Genomic DNA, 17,484 nt, shown 5'->3' with positions numbered 1-17,484 from the left:
GCTACTGCTGTGACGGCCTGCCCCGGCCGAAGACCTTGCCGACCCGCTCCCCCACACCCCATGTCGTGACCCGCCACAGCGCCTCCACGAGGATGTCGCGGCTCATCTTGGAGTCGCCGTGCTCGCGCTCCACGAAGGTGATGGGGACCTCGACGACGTGGTAACCGGCCTTGATCGCGCGGCGGGCCAGGTCGACCTGGAAGCAGTAGCCCTGGGACGCGACCTCCTCGAGGCCGAGGCCTTTCAGGGTCTCGCTGCGGAAGGCCCGGTACCCGCCGGTGACGTCCCGGATGGGGACGTCGAGGAGCACGCGCGAGTACAGGCTGCCGCCGCGGGAGATGAACTCGCGGGACCTGGGCCAGTTCACCACCCGGCCGCCGGGCACCCAGCGGGAGCCGAGCACCAGGTCGGCGCCCTTGAGCGCGGTGAGCAGACGGGGCAGTTCCTCGGGCTGGTGGGAGCCGTCGGCGTCCATCTCGATCAGCACGCCGAAGCCGTGCTCCATGCCCCAGTGGAAGCCCGCGAGGTAGGCGGCGCCGAGTCCTTCCTTGCCCTTGCGGTGCAGGACGTGGACCTGGTCGTCGTCGACGGTCAGCTCGTCGGCGAGCTTGCCCGTGCCGTCGGGGCTGTTGTCGTCGGCGACGAGCACGTGCGCCTCGGGGACGGCCTTGCGCACCCGGTCGACGATCGCCTTGATGTTCTCCGCCTCGTTGTAGGTCGGGATGATCACCAAGGCCGTGCCGAGCGGTCCGAACTGCCTCCCCTGGCTCTGTGCCGCGAGGGTCCCGTCGCCGTCGTTCACTACTGCCCCTTCGTGTCCGTGCACAGGGGTCCACCATAGTGGGCGCCGCCTGCGTGGACGCGTCAGAAGGGTCGTACAGCGGTGTCGATTCCGCAAGAGCCGGGTAAGTATCCCCATTTCGACGTCTGTGATCTCTGACGTCCATGGGTCTACGGATGGGGGCCCGGCGCCCTTCGGGCCGACCTGGGACCCGCTGGCTGCGGGTCGACCGAAAGGCCGTTGTCTACTGAGCGCCCGGGCCCCACCCGGGTCACACCTCCCCGACCGGCCGGAACGTTCCCTCGCCGCGGCGCGGGCGCTGAGCCTGGCACCCAGTGGCGGTGCCCCGGTGCGGGACACCGTCCCTGACCCAGCGGCGTGGCGACGACTGCACGGAGGTTCTCCGGTCGGGCGTCCGGTGGTGGACTGGGCCGAACCTACCGGCCCCCTGCCATCGGCTGTCAACAGCCGTTTGACCTGCGGGTTTGTGCTCAAATCCCTGGTCAGTGCGGAGGATGCGCAGGTCGAGCGACAGTGCCTCGGCCGTTGATCTTCTGCACGCCACCCCGGGAGATCACTCGCCCGGCCGTACGAACACAGTCCGTCCGCCCACCACGGTGCGCAGGCACACGGGGAGGTCGGCGCCGGGGCTCAGATCGGGCAGACCGGGGGTGCCGGAGCGCGGGTCGGTCGACCAGCGCGCGACCCGATCGTCCGGGGCCTGCACCACCAGTGCGTCGGTGCGCCACACGGCGTAGTCAGCAGGCGCGCCCGGCACCAGCACACCCGCATCGTCCCGCCCTACGGCCCGCCAGCCGCCCCGGGTGTGCGCGGTGAACGCGGCGCGCACGGAGACCCGGTGCTCGGGCGTCCGGTGGAAGGCGGCGGCCCGGACGGTGCCCCACGGGTCGAGAGGCGTGACCGGGCTGTCGGAGCCGAAGGCGAGCGGGACGCCGGCGCGCAGCAGGGCCGCGAAGGGGTTCAGCAGGCGGGCTCGCTCAATGCCGAGACGCTGGGCGTACATGCCCTCCTCACCGCCCCACAGCGCGTCGAAGGCGGGCTGCACGGAGGCGGTCAGACCGAGTTCGGCGAAGGCGGCGACGGTGTCGGGGGTGAGCATCTCGGCGTGCTCGACGCGATGCCGGGCGGCGCGTACGCGGGCCAGGCCGACCTTCTCGGCGGCGGCGCGCACGCCGTCCACCACGGCGGTCACGGCGGCGTCCCCGATCGCGTGGAAGCCCGCCTGGAGGCCCGCCTCGGTGCAGGCGGCGACATGGGCGGCGACCGCGGCGGCGTCCAGGTAGGAGGTGCCGGTGTGGCCGGCGTCGGCGTACGGCTCGTGCAGACAGGCGGTGTGCGAGCCGAGGGAGCCGTCGACGAACAGGTCGCCGGCCGCGCCGATCGCACCCAGCTCACGCGCCTTCTCGACGTCCTGCTCGGCCCAGTAGCCCACCACCCGCGGACCTGCCTCCTCCGCGGCGAGCCGGAGCAGACCCGTGAAGTCGTCCTCCGAGGAAATGTCCGGGCCGGCGCACTCGTGGACCGAGCCGACGCCGAGGGAGGCGGCGCGGGCGAGGGCGGCCCGCTGGGCCTCCCTGCGCTGTGCGGGCGTTACGGCTGCGAACGCCGCGGCGCGTACGGCGTGATGGGCGTCGCGGGTGAGGGGTTCGTCGGCCCGGGTGATGCTGCCGGGGACCATGTCGAGCAGGGCCGTCGTGACGACCGCCGAGTGGACGTCGATCCGGGAGAGGTACAAGGGGCGGCCGCCCGTGGCCTCGTCGAGTTCGGCGCGGGCCGGCGGGCGGCCGCCGGGCCAGCGGGCGGCGTCCCAGCCGTGGCCGAGGAGGACGCGGTCGTTCGGGCGGGCGGCCGCGAAGTCCCGTACGGCGGCGAGGGCCGCTTCGAGCGAGGGGGCGGTGGACAGGTCCAGGCCGGTGAGGGCGAGGCCGGTGGACGTGGTGTGGACGTGGGCGTCGGTGAACGCGGGGGTGACCAGGGCCCCGTCCAGGTCGACGACCTCGTCCACGCCCTCGGCGAAGGCGTCGGCGGCGCCTTCCGAGCCGACCCAGGCGACCTGGCCTCGCTCGACCACCATCGCGGTTGCGAACGAGTCGGCGGGGCTGTGGATCTCTCCGCGGCGGAGGAGGACGGTTCGGGGGGAGGCGGCGGTGCGTTCACTCATGAGGGACAGTCTCGCGCTTTGCGCCCACCGCCCGGCGAGCAGGGCACCACCGGTGCTCAGACGCGCGGCGGCCGTGCCTCGTACGGCGTCGACAGCACGACCGTCGTCCGCGTCGAGACACCCGCCAGCGACCTCAGCCGGGCCAGCAGTTCCTCCAGCTCGTGCGGTGTGGCCACGCGCACCTTGAGGATGTAGTTCTCGTCGCCGGCGACGCTGTGGCAGGCCTCGATCTCGGGCACGTCGGCCAGCCGCTCGGCGATGTCGTCGGGGGCGCTGGGGTCGAAGGGCTTGACCGAGATGAAGGCGGTCATGGGCAGCCCGACGGCCTCCGGGTCGACGACCGCGGCGTACCCGCGGATGACGCCGCGCTGTTCCAGCCGGCGCACGCGCTGGTGCACTGCCGACGTGGACAGGCCCGTGGCCTTGCCCAGGTCGGTGTAACTCATCCGCCCGTCCTTGACGAGCAGCTGCACGATCTGTCGGTCCAGCTCCTCCATGGCGCAAGAACCTACAGTGCGCGTGATCTCCTCGGGTACCGGAGCAGCAGGTCATACCCGGTTCGTGATGTGGCCGAGAGCAGCCTGTGAGCCGGCTTGGGGGGCAAACGTGCCGCGCCGGGCACCTGCGGACGGCATGTGACGAACGCCACTGTCCCGCAGGAGTCTCCGTGATGTTCTCGTGATTACCGCCGAGACCGGGCGGGAAGTGCTTGCTGTGGTCGAGGCCGCAGTGCCTTCACGGCCCAGCCCGAGGGGGAGAATCCCATGCAGAGTGTTAAGCGCCCTGGTCGTATCGCGCCCAAGCGGCAGCAGCCGGTCGTCGAGACCGAGCCGGAGGGTGTCGAACCCGACGCTCTCGACGCCGAAGAGCTCGATGCGTACGACACCTTCGAGATGTACCGGGTGATCTGCCCGGACTGTGCACAGCCCATCGCTCTGCTGGCGGACGAGGAAGTCCTGCCGGAGCACGCGCTGTGCGTGTCGAAGTGGAACCCGTTCGGCCTCACGGTCTGCGCCGGCACCGGCCGTCGCGCGTCCGAGGCCCGACCCGCGGACGAGTCCGTGGAGCCCCAGGAGCAGGACACCGCCCTCCTGCTGACGCTTCCTCAGGGGCTGGACTGGCGGAAGCAGCCCTTCTCGCACGTCGGCGGACCGGGTTCGCGCCCCTTGCGGGTCCCTGTGATGCGTCGTGAGGCCGCCTGAGCCGGCTCGCTCAGTCCCAGTAGCTGCCCTGCACCATGGCTCGCAGGCTGCCGTGGTGCAGGATCAGTGTGTCCGGGTCCGCCGGGCGGGCGACTTCGCCGAAGTGGACCTGGCGGTAGGCGACGCGCAGCATGACGACGGCGTGCCGCAGAGCGGCGTACAGCGTGTAGAAGTCCATGTCGCGCGGGGTGTGGCCGGTGAGATGCGCGTAGCGCTCCTCGACCCGGTCGCGGCGCAGGAAGTCCGGCAGGCCGCGCTGTCCGAAGGCGACCGTCAGATCGTGGAAGAAGCGGTGCAGGTACACGGTCCAGCCGAGGTCGACCTCGCGCGGGGCCAGGGCCGCCATCTCCCAGTCGAGGACGGCCGTGGGTTCGAAGCCGTCGTAGACGACGTTCCCGATGCGCGCGTCGCCCCAGTTGAGCACCGGCGTGCCCGTTTCGCGCGGCCAGAGTTCCTCGAGCCGTTCGAAGGCGTCCTCGATGAGGGGTGAGCGGGCGAGTCCGTCGACCACCCAGGCGTAGTAGGCGCGTTGAGCCGTGACGTGGCGGCGCAGGGCGTCGCCGTCGCCCGGTGCGGCGAGGAACTCGGCCTTCTCCGGCGGGACTTGGTCGTGCAGTCGGGCCAACAACCCGATCGATGCCGCCTCCAGGTGCTCGCGCTCGGTGTCGCTCGCCGCGTGCAGCCAGTTTCCCTCGTACGTGTAAGGCATGACGTCCGGCGGCACCCGCCCCTCCACTCGCTCCATGACGAAGAACGGCGCTCCGAGCGGGCCGGGGTCCTCCTCCAGCCACAGCACGCGGGGCACCGGGAGGTCGGTGTGCTCGGCGACCAGGCGCATGGTGCGGTACTGGCGGGCCATGTCGTACACCGGGAAGACGGTGTACGCCGCCGGGTCCGCCGCAAGTCTCAAGGCGCAGGCGTGCAGGGGCGGTTCGGGGTGCTCCAGGTCGAAGAGCAGGGTCTCGCTGGACATGCCGTTCGAGGTGGGGACGGTGACGCGGGCGGCCCGGGCGCCGGGCAACCGGGTGTCGAGCCAGGCCGTGAGGCGGCGGGCGACCTCTTCCGGGTCGCGGGTGGACGTACGGGGACGGGGTGCCGTGACCATGTGCCCTCCAACTCCGTGCCGACTGCCTTGCGACGCGCCGAGCGAACCGACAACTCCCCTACGGCGCCACCGAGTCGAACCCGGTGAATCCGCTCGGGTCGTGCCGGCCGAACGAGCCGTGCTCGAAGATGCCGTGCCCCACCTGTCCGTCCAGCCGGAAGCGCGCGGCGTGGTCGGTGACGCCGTAGGCGGCCAGGGCGTGCGGGGCCGAGAGGTCGTAGGTGCGGCGGTCGGTCCAGCCGTGGCCGCGCCAGGTGCCGTGCTGCCAGTCGTCGGCGGGCGGGTAGCCGGCGCCGATCGCGAGCGGGGAGGAGGTCAGGATCTCCACGTCCAGCTCCGTCGGCTTGCGCAGGTCGCCGAGGTGGATGAGGGCGCGTTCCGGGTGCCGGGTGCCGGAGCGGTAGGTGATCTCGGCCTGGGGCCAGCCGAGTTGACGGTCGCGGTGGCCGTCTCGGACGAGAGTGGCGTCGTTGAGCGATCGGTATCCGTCGGCGTCCTCCTGGGTGATGACCATCAGGAAGCGGTCCTCGAAGCGGACCGGGCACCAGATCCAGTGGAAGCCCTCGGTCGGGTGCTCCTCGGCCTGCCTCCCACCGTCCTCACCCGGGATCGGGCGCACACCCCAGCTGCGGTCACGCGTGCCCGTCCACTGCGTGGCGGTGACACGGAACTCCTCATCGGCGGCGCGGATGACGCCCTCGACACCGCCCGCCTGAACGAAACGGCGCCCTTCGAGGGTCAGCCGGTCGCCTCGGCGCTGGACATGGTGCGGCTCCCAGAGAGCGGGGAACTCCGCGGTCCAAGTGAGGTCGTACGACACCGAGTCCTCGCACCTGAGACGCAGTCGCCTCAGGGGCTCCTCGACGTCGATCCGCAGGGGACCGACGGCCAGCCTCATCCGGTCGTCGCCGAGAGCGTCCGAGGCCCGGACGGCGTGCAGCGTGTCCCCCACCCTCAGCGTCGCGTACGCGTCGACGACCCCCACGTTCGGGTACACCCCGAGCCCGAGGATCAGCAGTGCCCGGCCCTCGTGGTCGAAGACGTGGAAGATGCAGCGGTCGTAGGCGTTCCGGTCGCCGGTCGCCACGTGCTTCATGGACAGGGGAACCTGGTGCACCGGGTACTCGTCGAGCGGTACGGGACGATCGTCGGCCACGGCATACCTCCCTGGAGGCGGTGCGGCTGACGGTACGTCAGATCATCGGAGGAGACCATATTCCGAGCAGTACGTCCGCGAACTCACAGCCGATTACGCACCCCGGTGACCTGCCAACCGGCCCGGACGTTGGCCCGGTATGACCCCCACCTATCCGGCGACGGGACGAGCCCGACGGGTGTTCGTTCCGGCGCCCGCAAAATCGGTTCCGCCGGCGCTGCCGCAGCCCCAGGATCCCCCCATCTACCGCGACCTCATGCGCACTTGGGCCGATCGCGGCCGCACGCTGCCGGGGCGCCACGACCCGGAGTGGGTCCGGCTCGCGGCGCCGCCGCGCGGACTGAGTCAGCTCAGCGGCTCTCGGGACCCGCGAGATGACGGGCGATGACCAACCGCTGGATCTGGTTCGTGCCCTCGACGATCTGTAGCACCTTGGCCTCGCGCATATAGCGCTCGACCGGGAAGTCCGCCGTGTAGCCGTATCCGCCGAGGACCTGGACGGCGTCCGTGGTGACCTTCATCGCCGTGTCGGTGCAGTGCAGCTTGGCCATCGCCGCCTGCTTGGCGAACGGCCGGCCCGCGTCCCGCAGCCGCGCCGCCGCCAGATACAGCGCACGGCCCGCCTCGATCTGGGTCGCCATGTCGGCGAGGAGGAAGCGCAGCCCCTGGAAGTCGGAGATCGGCCGCCCGAACTGCTGCCGGCCGGTGGCGTACGCCAACGCCTCGTCGAGCGCCGCCTGGGCCAGGCCGATCGCGCAGGCCGCGACGCCGAGCCGCCCGGAGTCGAGCGCGGCGAGGGCGATCGCGAATCCCTGCCCCTCCTCGCCGATGCGCCGCTCGTCCGGCACCCGCACCCCGTCGAAGTGAACCTGAGCGGTCGGCGAGCCCTTCATGCCCATCTTCTTCTCCGGCGCCGCGGCACTCAGCCCGTCCGCGTCGCCGGGCACCAGGAACGCGGTGATCCCGCGCGGGCCCTCCTCGCCGGTGCGGGCCATGACCGTGTAGAAGTCGGCGACTCCGCCGTGCGTGATCCAGGCCTTGGTGCCGGTGATCACCCAGTCGTCACCCTCCCTGACGGCCTTCGTCCGCAGGGAGGCGGCGTCCGAGCCGGACGACGGCTCGGACAGGCAGTACGCGCCGAGCAGCCCGCCGGCGAGCATGTCGGGCAGGAACCCGACCTGCTGCTGCTTGCTGCCGTAGGTGGCGAGCGCATAGCAGGACAGGGAGTGGACGCTCACTCCGAGGCCTACGGTGAGCCGGGCCGCGGCGAGCTCTTCGAGGACCTGGAGGTAGACCTCGTACGGCTGGTCGCCACCGCCGTGTGCGGAGTCGTACGCCAGGCCGAGCAGGCCGGATTCCGAGAGCAGGGTGAAGATCTCGCGCGGGAAGCGTCCGGCGTCCTCCTCCTCGGCCGCCTTCGGGGCGATCTCGCGCCGGGCGATGTCGCGGACGAGCGAGAGCAGATCCCGTGCCTCGTCCGTGGGCAGTTGCCGGTCCACCGGCTGCGGGGCGCGGTCGTTCATGGCGACGCCCTCCTCCCGGGTCACGGAAGCTGCCGACCAGCGGCTCTGCGCTGTGAGTATGCCCGATCGGGGGCACCTCGTCACCAGTTAACGACCGCTTACTCCGGGTAAATTCAAGCGCCCCAAAATTGGTCCGAACCATTGACCTACTGGTCTAGTCCTCCTACTGTTTCGCATCAACGCTTGACCGCGTTCATGCCAATCGGCGCGCGTTCCCTCTCCCCCACGAGGAGACACCCGATGCACCATCCCGACCGTCCCCACAACCGGTTCCGGGCGCTCGTGTCCGCCGCCTGTTGCGCCGTCCTCGGCGCCGGACTCCTGGCCGGCGCGAGCACCGCCACGGCCACCGCCGAGCCCACCGCGAAGGAAGCCGCCGATTCCAAAGTGCTCGGCTACTTCACGGAATGGGGTACCTACGACCGCAAGTACTACGTCAAGAACATCGAGACGTCCGGCTCGGCCGCCAAGCTCACCCACATCAACTACGCCTTCGGCAACGTCACCGGCGGCAAGTGCGCGATGGGCGACAACTACGCGGCCACCGAACGGACCTACACCGCGGCCGAGTCGGTGGACGGCGTCGCCGACACCTGGGACCAGCCGCTGCGCGGCAACTTCAACGAACTGCTTGAGCTGAAGAAGAAGCACCCGGACCTCAAGATCCTCTGGTCCTTCGGCGGTTGGACCTGGTCGGGCGGTTTCGGCGAGGCCGCCAAGGACCCGGCCGCGTTCGCCCAGTCCTGCTACGACCTGGTCGAGAACTCCAAGTGGGCGGATGTCTTCGACGGCATCGACATCGACTGGGAGTATCCGAACGCCTGCGGTCTGACCTGTGACACCTCGGGCGCCGCAGCGTTCAAGAACCTGATGCAGGCGCTGCGCGCGAAGTTCGGCACGAGCAACCTGGTCACCGCGGCCATCACGGCCGACGCCACCGCCGGCGGCAAGATCGACGCGGCGGACTACGCGGGCGCGGCCCAGTACGTCGACTGGTACAACCCGATGACGTACGACTTCTTCGGCGCCTTCGACGCGGACGGCCCGACCGCCCCGCACTCCCCGCTGACCTCGTACCCCGGCATCCCGGCCGCGGACTTCCACTCTTCGGCGACCATCGCGAAGCTCAAGGGCCTCGGTATCCCGGCCTCGAAGCTGCTGCTCGGCATCGGCTTCTACGGCCGCGGCTGGACCGGCGTCACCCAGTCGGAACCCGGAGGCACCGCGACCGGCCCGGCGCCGGGCACGTACGAGCAGGGCATCGACGACTACAAGGTGCTCAAGACCAGCTGCCCGGCGACCGGCACCGTGGCGGGCACCGCCTACGCCAAGTGCGGGAGCAACTGGTGGAGTTACGACACCCCCGCGACCATCGCGACCAAGATGACGTACAAGGACCAGCAGGGTCTGGGCGGCACGTTCTTCTGGGAGCTGAGCGGTGACACGGCCAACGGCGAGCTGATCAACGCGATCAACTAGCCGGTTCCACGGGGGGCTTGGGGGCGGAGGACCACGAGACCTCCGCCCCTCGGCCGGTCAGTCCTCGCGGCGGGCGGGCTCTGGGGCCGGGTAGGCCGGGTCGAGTTCCGCGATGGCGCGCATCGATCCGCCCAGCGACTTCACCAGCAGCTCGCGCATGATGTCGCGGGAGAGTTCGGGGTGGTCGATCCAGTCCAGGGCGGCACCCTCGACGCTGCACACCCAGGCGAGCAGCCCCATCCGGGCCAGCGGAGCGATGTCGCTGCGGCCGTACGCGCCCTCGGCGATGGTCGAGACGATCGCCTCACGCACCCCGTCCCGGATGGCGTGCACCTCGGCGTCGAAGCCGACACCGCCGCTCACGATCGTGCGGTAGGCGGCCTGGTTCTGCTCGGCGTAGCGCAGATAGCTGTCGATCGTGCGGTGGACCCGCTCCACCGGCGGCCGTTCGAGGCCGCTCGCGGCGTAGGTGACCAGGTCGGCGACGGAGTCGTTGATGATCGCCAGGTAGTAGCCGCGCTTGGACTGGAAGTAGTAGTAGATCAGTCCCTTGGCGACATGCGCCTGCCGGGCGATGTCATCCATCGAGAGCGCGTCGTAGGACGTGTCGGCGAACAACCCCCGCCCGATGGTGATGAGTTCGGCCCGACGCGCCAGCGAGCGCTCGGTGCCGCGCACCCGGGGACGGGCTGCGTCGCGCTGGTGACTGATATTCAATTCGACCCTGGTCTCCAACGGGCGGCGGGACAACCGCAGTATGCCAGGTCGAACAGGGGATCAGCTCACATCAGTCCGAGTTGGGCCACGAGCATCGCGACGACCACGACGAGGGTCCAGCCCATGGCGTGCTCGAGGAACTTCGGGCCGTCGTCCTTGGGGCCGCCCGTGCGGGCGCGCGTGGTGGTGGCTGCGTTCGCGGTCATGCTGTCCACCTTGCCACCATCAGAGGCTTTTGCGGCGGAGACCTTGGTCACAGCCGAACGAACGCCTCAGCGCACGCCGACTTCCGCGAGCGCCGACAGCTGCCCCGGGCTCGGATGCGCCGGGAAGTACAGATAGCAGACGCCGCCCGTACCGGAGACGACCTCGCCGTCCGCGTCGTACCGCTTGGTGCGGAGCCAGATGTTCTCCCACTCCCGGCGCTTGTAGACGTGGCGCACCGCCCCGTTGCTCGGCGAGGCCGGGTCATTGGCGATCACGTCGCCGTCCGCCGTGAACCCGATGACCGTCATGAGGTGCCCGGCGGTCCCGTACCCCGCCCCCGTCAGCTCGCCCTCCAGGAAGGACTGGGACGTCATGGCCGGGATGCCGGCCGCGATCAGCGTCTCCAGGTCGGTGACCGAGCCAAGCCGGGTGACCACGCCCTGGAGGTCCGGGAAGGTGGCCGCGTAGGCCGCGTTGAACGGCCAGTTTCCGCAGCCCTCGTACTGGTGGTCGTAGGTGAAGCGGGCCGCGTGGCAGACCTGCGGATCGGTGTACGAGGGGTCGACCCAGGCCAGCTGCTCGGGCGTGAGCCGGCCGCCCCAGTACTCGATGATCATCTGCGAGGAGGTGGGGCTGCACCAGGCCTCGCCGCCGTTGTCGTACTCGGGGTACTGGCCCTTGTGGATCTCCTGCGAGTAGCGCGGGACGATCAGCTCCCGGGCGAGGTCCGGCGTGGCGGCCGGAACGGTGAAGCGGTCGGGGACGTCGGAGCCCATCGCGCCCAGCCGCCACACCGTGGGGGTGCTCATGGTGCCCGGCCTGCGGTAGAGGGTCAGGCGCAGCCGGTACGACGCCAGCCGCAGGCCCGTCGACGGGTCGTCGATCGTGAAGGTGTCCGTCCAGATGGTGCTCTTGCCGTCGCTCTGGTCGTCGACCGAGGTCCGCTTGATGTCCTGGTCGCCTGCCGCCCAGCGGCCCATCACGTACCAGGGGGTGTCCGTGGCGTCCGAGTACGTCCCCTGAAGCTCGACCTGGAGCCAGGTGCCGTCCGGTGTGTGCGCGTTCCAGGACGCGATCGCCTCGGTCGAGGGGACGGCGAGCCGGTGGACGGGGGACGTCCAGGTCGCGTACTCCCAGGTGGCCGTCGCGCCGGTGTGCGGGTCGGTGTAGTCGACGGTCCCCGCGGGGGCGTCGATCACGACGCCGGGGCGGGCGCCCGCGACGGCCCGGGTGCCCTGCGCGGTGCCGCCGCCCCAGTCGGCATAACTGGTCCAGGCGCGGTTGTCGACGGTGGAGGCCAGGGCCTGCACGGGGTCCTCGGCGTCCGCCGGAGCGTCGGCCGCGGACACGGGTCCCGAGCCGCCCGCGACTGCCGCGACGACCGCGGCGGCCAGGACGCTCCTGCGGGACGGCTGTTCGGCTCTGCTCATGGGCGGAAGACCCCCAGGTGTCCGAGTCGGGGCAGGTCCGGTGCACGGTGGTGCGCACAACTATGAACGGAGGCGACGGGCTCCTGCCAGCACATCCATCGAAGCCACACCCACGAATATTGGTGTCGACCACTGGTACGACCTGCGGCGCACCCCCGCTCATAGAATGTATGCACGCCTACCCCGCCACCCTGGGATGCACCATTCACGACCTCGCGCTCCGGCTCCGCCGCCTCTCCCCGTCCTGCGGCCCGGTCCGTCTGATCGGGATCGACGGGCACGCCGGCTCCGGAAAGTCCACGTTCGCCGACCGGTTGGCCGACGCGCTGGGCGGCGCACCCGTACTCCGTCTCGACGACATCGCCAGCCATGAGCAGCTGTTCGGCTGGACGGAACGGCTGCTGGCCCAGGTGATCGCACCGCTCGCCCGGGGCGAGACCGCGCGCTACGCCCCCTACGACTGGCGCGCCCGCCGCTTCGGACCGGACCGTCTCCTGCCGCCCGCACCCGTGATCCTCGTCGAGGGGGTCGGCGCCGGACGCCGCGCACTGCGGCCGCACCTGGCCCACCTGTTGTGGCTGGAGCTGCCCCGTGAGGAGTCCTGGACGCGCGGGCGGACCCGGGACGGGGAGGAGCAGCGGGACTTCTGGGCCGGGTGGGTCGAGGCGGAGCGGCGGCACTTCGCCGACGACCCTTCGCGCCCCTTCGCCGATCTCCTGGTACAGCAGTGCGAAAAGGGGTACGAGGTGCATTCGGGGCCCGTTGGAACGGCTGGTCCGGACCATTCGCTCACACAGGGTGACGACCCGTCGGCAATGTGCTGAACTTGTGAAGACCCGCGCCACGGAACTTCCCGGACTCCCCCAACTCGGCTTGACCGGGGGGCCGTACAGGTCTTACGTTCTCAATGTGCGGCCATTTGGAGCCGCCCGACAGACGCGAAGCCCCCGGTTGTTCCCCCGTGATCGGGGGCTTCGTTCTGTCCTCTTCACTCATTTCGGGCGCTGCGCGGCATGATTCGCTCACCCTCGGTCACCGAACCGAATGCGCCCCATCTGCTCCCACCTCGTCAAACGCCCTGTGCGGCACCCTGGGGCGGGCGACACCACCGCAGGTACGATGCCCTCGGTGCGACCTTCGGACGGCTGCTCTGCGCACCGTTGCAACTCCGGTCCGCGGTACGGCGGTTCGGCCAAGGCTGCCGACGGGCACCGGGCCCGGCGGCGAACCGAACGGGGGCACGGTTTGTGGGGGGACGTGATGGACTTCGGCACGCGGGGCCCCGAGGCCCCGGCCGACCTCGCCTGGCTGCGAGGCGTCGATGCTTACACGATGGGCGCGTATCCGCAGGCGGAGGAGGAGTTCCGGGCCGCGGTACGGATGGACCCCGGGATGGCCGACGGCTGGCTCGGGCTGCACGCGCTGCGCGTCGACACGACGACCGCGCTGCTCAGGATGTTCCGCCACCGGGACCGCTTCGGCGAACAGCGCACACGGCACCGCCGCACCCTCAACTCCTGGTACTGGCTGGGCTGGTGGGTGCAGCCCGTGCTGGAGAGCCCGCGCGACCTGCTGCTCGCGCACGCCTCCCACTGGCTGGACGGCCGCCACGTACCTGAACTCGACCGGGCCCTCGCGGGCCTGCCGCCGGTGGACACCGACCATCAGGTCCGCTTCCTGCACGCCTGCCGTGCCTATCTGGTCAAGGACTGGGAACAGCTCGTCCGGCACACCGACCCGCTGATCGACGATCCGCTGCTCGGCATCGAGGCGGGCCTGTTCGGCGGCATGGCCCGGGTCCGGCTCGAGATGTACGGCCAGGCCGAACCGCTCCTCTCGGCGGCCCTGATGCGCTGCCGCAGCGAACAACCGCAGCGCAAGGAACTGCGCTACTGGCTGGCGCGGGCGCACGAGGGAACGGGCAGGTCGGCTGCGGCTCTCCCGCTCTACCGTGCCGTGCACCGCATCGACCCCGCCTTCATGGACACCTCGGCCCGGCTCGCGGCGATCGCCGAGGGCGACGGGTACGACGACTCCACCGACCTCGCGGCGATCACGCTCTCCGGCGGCCAGGACGTCATAGAGGGGCCGGACGGCATCGACCCGCTCTTCGGCATCGAGGGCCGTGACCTCAAGCTGTCCGGGCCCGACATGCCGCCGACGGGCCCGCTGCCGTCGGCGATCGATCCGTCGGTGCGGGAGAAGTCGATCGTCCCGACGCCCCCGCTGCCGACCGGCCCGACCGACCCCGCACTACTCGAGGAAGCGCTCGCCGAGCTCGAGCGCATGGTGGGTCTGGAACCGGTGAAGCGCCAAGTCAAGGCGTTGTCGGCGCAGTTGAACATGGCTCGGCTGCGGGCCGGGCAGGGACTGCCGGTCCAGCCGCCCAAGCGGCATTTCGTGTTCTCCGGGCCCTCGGGCACGGGGAAGACGACGGTGGCCCGGATCCTGGGGCGGGTCTTCTACGCCCTCGGCCTGCTCGGCGGCGACCACCTCGTGGAGGCCCAGCGGGCGGACCTGGTCGGCGAGTATCTCGGCCAGACGGCAGTGAAGGCCAACGAACTGATCGACTCCGCGATCGGCGGCGTCCTCTTCGTCGACGAGGCCTACTCGCTCTCCAACTCGGGATACGGCAAGGGGGACGCGTACGGCGACGAGGCGCTCCAGGTGCTGCTGAAGCGGGCCGAGGACAACCGCGACCACCTCGTGGTGATCCTGGCCGGCTACCCCGAGGGCATGGACCGACTCCTCGCCGCCAACCCCGGCCTGTCCTCCCGCTTCACCACCCGCGTCGACTTCCCCTCCTACCGCCCCCTCGAACTCACCTCCATCGGCGAAGTGCTGGCCGCGGAGAACGGGGACGTGTGGGACGAGGAGGCGCTGGACGAGCTGCGGTCCATCGCGGGGCATGTCGTCGACCAGGGGTGGATCGACGAGCTGGGGAACGGACGGTTCCTGCGGACGCTGTACGAGAAGAGCTGCGCGTACCGGGATCTGCGGTTGTCCGCCTATCCCGGGACGCTGACCCGTGACGACTTGTCGACACTCCGACTGCCCGACCTCATGCAGGCGTACGGGGAGGTGCTGTCGGGGCGGGGGCCGCAGGATCCGTCGACGATGTGAGGGACCCTGCGGCTCCGCTCGCGATCAGCTCGCCAGAACCTCCTCCGGCGCCCCCGACCGGGGCTCGGACACCTTGGGCACGGCGGTCACCTCGCGATGCGCAGGGTCCCGCACCTCACCCACCAGGAGCTCCAGCACATCCTCCAGCGCCACGAGCCCCAGGACCTTCCCGGCCCCGTCGGCCACCTGCGCAAGGTGCGTCGCGGCCCGCCGCATCACCGTCAGCGCGTCATCCAGCGGCAGCTCCGACCGCAGGGTCGTCATCGGCCGCCAGATCTGCTGCGGCACCGCACGCTCGGACTCCTCCAGGTCGAGTACGTCCTTGACGTGCAGGTACCCCATGAAGGCACCGTTCTCGGCCACGATCGGAAAGCGCGAGTACCCGGTGCGGGCGGTGAGCTCGATGATCTGGCCCGGGGTGACCGAGGGAGGGACGGTCACCAGCGACTCGCGGCCGAGGAGCACATCGGTGACCGGCCGGGAGCCCAGTTCCAGCGCGTCCTCCAACCGCTCCTGCTCCTCGGGGTCGAGCAGGCCGGCCTGGCCGGAGTCCTCCACCAGCCGGTTGAGCTGCTCGCTGGTGAAGACCGCCTCGACCTCGTCCTTGGGCTCGACACGGAAGAGCCGCAGGATGCCCTGGGCACAGGCGCCGAGGGCCACGGTGATCGGCTTGCAGAGCCGGGCGAAGGCCACCAGTCCGGGGCTGAGCCACAGCGCGACCTTCTCCGGGGCGGCCATCGCGAGGTTCTTCGGGAGCATCTCGCCGATGACGAGGTGGAAGAAGACCACGGTGGCCAGGGCGATGACGTAGCCCAGCGGATGGATCATCGCGTGCGGGAGGTGGATCCATTCGAAGAACGGTTCCAGGATGCTTGCGACCGTCGGCTCGGCGACCGCGCCCAGTGTCAGCGAGCAGACGGTGATGCCGAACTGGGCCGCGGCCATCATCTGCGGCAGCCGCTCCAGGCCGTACAGCACCTGCCGTGCCCTGGCGGTACCGAGCGGTTCGATCTGGCTGCGGCGTACGGAGACAAGGGCGAACTCGGCGCCGACGAAGAAGCCGTTGGTGAGCACCAGCAGCCCGGCGAACAGAAGTTGGAGCACGCTCATCGGACGGCCTCCACGGCAACCAGTGCCGTTCTGACCAGCCGTACCCGCTCCGCGCGGTAGTGGCCGACCTGGCGCACGGCGAGCCGCCAGCCCGGCAGTTCGGCCTTGTCGCCGACGGCCGGGATCCGGCCGAGCAGATCGGCGACCAGGCCGGCGACCGTCTCGTAGGGCCCCTCGGGCACGTCGAGGCCTATGCGCTGAAGGATGTCGACGCGGCAACTGCCGTCGACGTCCCACGCGGGCCTGCCGTCCTCCGGCGGGGCGGGGGCGAATTCGGGCACGTCCTGACCGTCGTGCTCGTCGCGGACCTCGCCGACGATCTCCTCGACGATGTCCTCCAGCGTGACGACGCCCGCCGTGCCGCCGTACTCGTCGACGACGACGGCGATGGGCTGCTCGCTGCGCAGGCGCGCCAGCAGCGGCTGCACGGGCAGGGTCTCGGGGACCAGCAGGGGGGTCTGCGCGATCCGGGTGACGGGGGTGCGCAGCCGTTCGTGGACGGGGACCGCCAGGGCGTCCTTGAGGTGGATCATGCCGACGATCTCGTCGATCCGCTCCCGGTAGACCGGGAAGCGGGACAGACCGGTGGCGCGGGTGAGATTGACCACGTCCTCGGCGGTCGCCGACGACTGGAGCGCGCTGACCTTCACGCGCGGGGTCATGACGTGCTGTGCGGTCAGCTCGCCGAGCGACAGGGTCCGTACGAACAGGTCCGCCGTGTCCTGTTCCAGGGTGCCGGCGCGGGCGGAGTGCCGGGCGAGAGAGACGAGTTCGCCGGGGGTGCGGGCGGAGGCCAGCTCCTCGGCGGGCTCGATGCCCAGGGTGCGGACGAGCCGGTTGGCGACCGCGTTCAGGCCGGCGATCACCGGGCGGAACAGACGGGCGAAGGCGTGCTGCGGGCCGGCGACGAAGCGCGCGACCTGGAGCGGGCGGGAGACCGCCCAGTTCTTGGGCACGAGTTCGCCGATCACCATCTGCACGGCCGAGGCCAACAGCATGCCGACGACCACGGCGACGCCGGGCACCGCGCCGTCGGGGATGCCGATCGCCGTGAACGGGCCGTCCAGCAACTGGGCGAGCGCCGGTTCGGCGAGCATGCCGACGACGAGGGAGGTGATGGTGATGCCGAGTTGGGTGCCGGAGAGCTGGAAGGACAGCTCCTTCAGCGACTCGACGACCGTACGGGCCCGTCGGTCGCCTTCGGCCGCGGCCTTCTCGGCGTCCGGGCGCTCGACCGTCACCAGGCCGAACTCGGCCGCCACGAAGAAGCCGTTGGCGAGAATCAACAGGAATGCGGCTCCGAGGAGCAGCAGAGGGGTGGTCATGATGCCGCCGCCTCGACGCTATGTCGACCGGGGGCGGCGCAAGTACTACAGGACGATCCGTCCATCGCCGGAGAGGGTCACTCCTCGCGTAGCAGGAACCCCTGGGCACCGGGTGGCGCGCAGGGGCGGAGGCGCAGCGAAAAA

General features: G+C 70.8%; 15 protein-coding genes. 4 read left to right on the top strand and 11 right to left on the bottom strand.

Going from position 1 to position 17,484, the window contains the following annotated elements:
* Position 1: 1 nt before the first annotated feature.
* The 3 genes from KCH87_RS35760 to KCH87_RS35750 form a co-directional block, all read right to left on the bottom strand.
* Entirely contained in the window at positions 2 to 802 is an 801-nt protein-coding gene (locus tag KCH87_RS35760) for a polyprenol monophosphomannose synthase (protein ID WP_210592005.1), read from the bottom strand.
* A 553-nt stretch (positions 803 to 1,355) separates the two neighbouring features.
* Positions 1,356 to 2,963, bottom strand: a complete 1,608-nt coding sequence (locus KCH87_RS35755) for an amidohydrolase (RefSeq protein WP_210592002.1) — start codon at positions 2,961 to 2,963, stop codon at positions 1,356 to 1,358.
* Between the two features lie 56 nt (positions 2,964 to 3,019).
* Positions 3,020 to 3,460: an Lrp/AsnC family transcriptional regulator gene (locus KCH87_RS35750; RefSeq protein WP_210592001.1), complete on the bottom strand. Its 441-nt coding sequence runs from the start codon at positions 3,458 to 3,460 to the stop codon at positions 3,020 to 3,022.
* A 267-nt stretch (positions 3,461 to 3,727) separates the two neighbouring features.
* Between KCH87_RS35750 and KCH87_RS35745 the strand changes: the two genes are divergently transcribed.
* Positions 3,728 to 4,165 carry a hypothetical protein gene (locus tag KCH87_RS35745; RefSeq protein ID WP_210591999.1) on the top strand — a complete coding sequence of 146 codons (438 nt, stop codon included), beginning with the start codon at positions 3,728 to 3,730 and terminating at the stop codon, positions 4,163 to 4,165.
* Positions 4,166 to 4,175: 10 nt separating this feature from the next.
* On the opposite strand, the gene KCH87_RS35740 is transcribed toward KCH87_RS35745, so the two are convergent.
* The 3 genes from KCH87_RS35740 to KCH87_RS35730 all read right to left on the bottom strand — a co-directional run bounded on the left by KCH87_RS35740 (position 4,176) and on the right by KCH87_RS35730 (position 7,949).
* Entirely contained in the window at positions 4,176 to 5,270 is a 1,095-nt protein-coding gene (locus KCH87_RS35740; protein WP_210591997.1) for a phosphotransferase family protein, read from the bottom strand.
* A 58-nt stretch (positions 5,271 to 5,328) separates the two neighbouring features.
* Positions 5,329 to 6,426 (bottom strand): hypothetical protein, encoded by a 1,098-nt coding sequence (locus KCH87_RS35735; protein WP_210591995.1) that lies wholly within the window; start codon positions 6,424 to 6,426, stop codon positions 5,329 to 5,331.
* A gap of 350 nt (positions 6,427 to 6,776) precedes the next feature.
* A complete protein-coding gene (locus tag KCH87_RS35730) occupies positions 6,777 to 7,949 on the bottom strand; it encodes an acyl-CoA dehydrogenase family protein (RefSeq protein ID WP_210591993.1) in 1,173 nt (390 codons plus the stop codon).
* 240 nt (positions 7,950 to 8,189) lie between these two features.
* On the opposite strand from KCH87_RS35730, the gene KCH87_RS35725 reads away from it, so the two are divergent.
* Positions 8,190 to 9,428, top strand: a complete 1,239-nt coding sequence (locus KCH87_RS35725; RefSeq protein ID WP_210591991.1) for a glycoside hydrolase family 18 protein — start codon at positions 8,190 to 8,192, stop codon at positions 9,426 to 9,428.
* A gap of 57 nt (positions 9,429 to 9,485) precedes the next feature.
* Here KCH87_RS35725 and KCH87_RS35720 read toward each other — a convergent pair whose 3' ends face one another.
* From KCH87_RS35720 to KCH87_RS35710, 3 genes are all read right to left on the bottom strand, one after another.
* Entirely contained in the window at positions 9,486 to 10,145 is a 660-nt protein-coding gene (locus KCH87_RS35720) for a TetR/AcrR family transcriptional regulator (RefSeq protein ID WP_210591989.1), read from the bottom strand.
* A gap of 65 nt (positions 10,146 to 10,210) precedes the next feature.
* On the bottom strand, positions 10,211 to 10,351 hold the full coding sequence (locus KCH87_RS35715; RefSeq protein ID WP_210591987.1) for an SCO1431 family membrane protein: 141 nt from the start codon (positions 10,349 to 10,351) through the stop codon (positions 10,211 to 10,213).
* Between the two features lie 66 nt (positions 10,352 to 10,417).
* Positions 10,418 to 11,782: a peptidase C39 family protein gene (locus KCH87_RS35710; protein ID WP_210591985.1), complete on the bottom strand. Its 1,365-nt coding sequence runs from the start codon at positions 11,780 to 11,782 to the stop codon at positions 10,418 to 10,420.
* A 170-nt stretch (positions 11,783 to 11,952) separates the two neighbouring features.
* Here KCH87_RS35710 and KCH87_RS35705 point away from each other — a divergent pair, with 170 nt between their 5' ends.
* Entirely contained in the window at positions 11,953 to 12,606 is a 654-nt protein-coding gene (locus tag KCH87_RS35705; protein WP_210591984.1) for a uridine kinase, read from the top strand.
* 436 nt (positions 12,607 to 13,042) lie between these two features.
* Positions 13,043 to 14,905: an AAA family ATPase gene (locus KCH87_RS35700; RefSeq protein WP_210591981.1), complete on the top strand. Its 1,863-nt coding sequence runs from the start codon at positions 13,043 to 13,045 to the stop codon at positions 14,903 to 14,905.
* A gap of 24 nt (positions 14,906 to 14,929) precedes the next feature.
* Here KCH87_RS35700 and KCH87_RS35695 read toward each other — a convergent pair whose 3' ends face one another.
* Both KCH87_RS35695 and KCH87_RS35690 read right to left on the bottom strand, forming a co-directional pair.
* A complete protein-coding gene (locus KCH87_RS35695) occupies positions 14,930 to 16,015 on the bottom strand; it encodes a hemolysin family protein (RefSeq protein WP_210591979.1) in 1,086 nt (361 codons plus the stop codon).
* Positions 16,012 to 17,340, bottom strand: coding sequence for a hemolysin family protein (locus tag KCH87_RS35690; RefSeq protein WP_210591977.1), 1,329 nt, complete (start codon positions 17,338 to 17,340; stop codon positions 16,012 to 16,014). The genes KCH87_RS35695 and KCH87_RS35690 overlap by 4 nt, the downstream gene beginning before the upstream one ends.
* Positions 17,341 to 17,484: the final 144 nt, after the last annotated feature.

The organism is Streptomyces sp. GESEQ-35, assembly GCF_017948485.1.
Classification (GTDB): domain Bacteria; phylum Actinomycetota; class Actinomycetes; order Streptomycetales; family Streptomycetaceae; genus Streptomyces.
The sequence above is the reverse complement of the archived record's forward strand: the minus strand, read 5'-3'. Positions and strand labels throughout refer to the sequence as shown.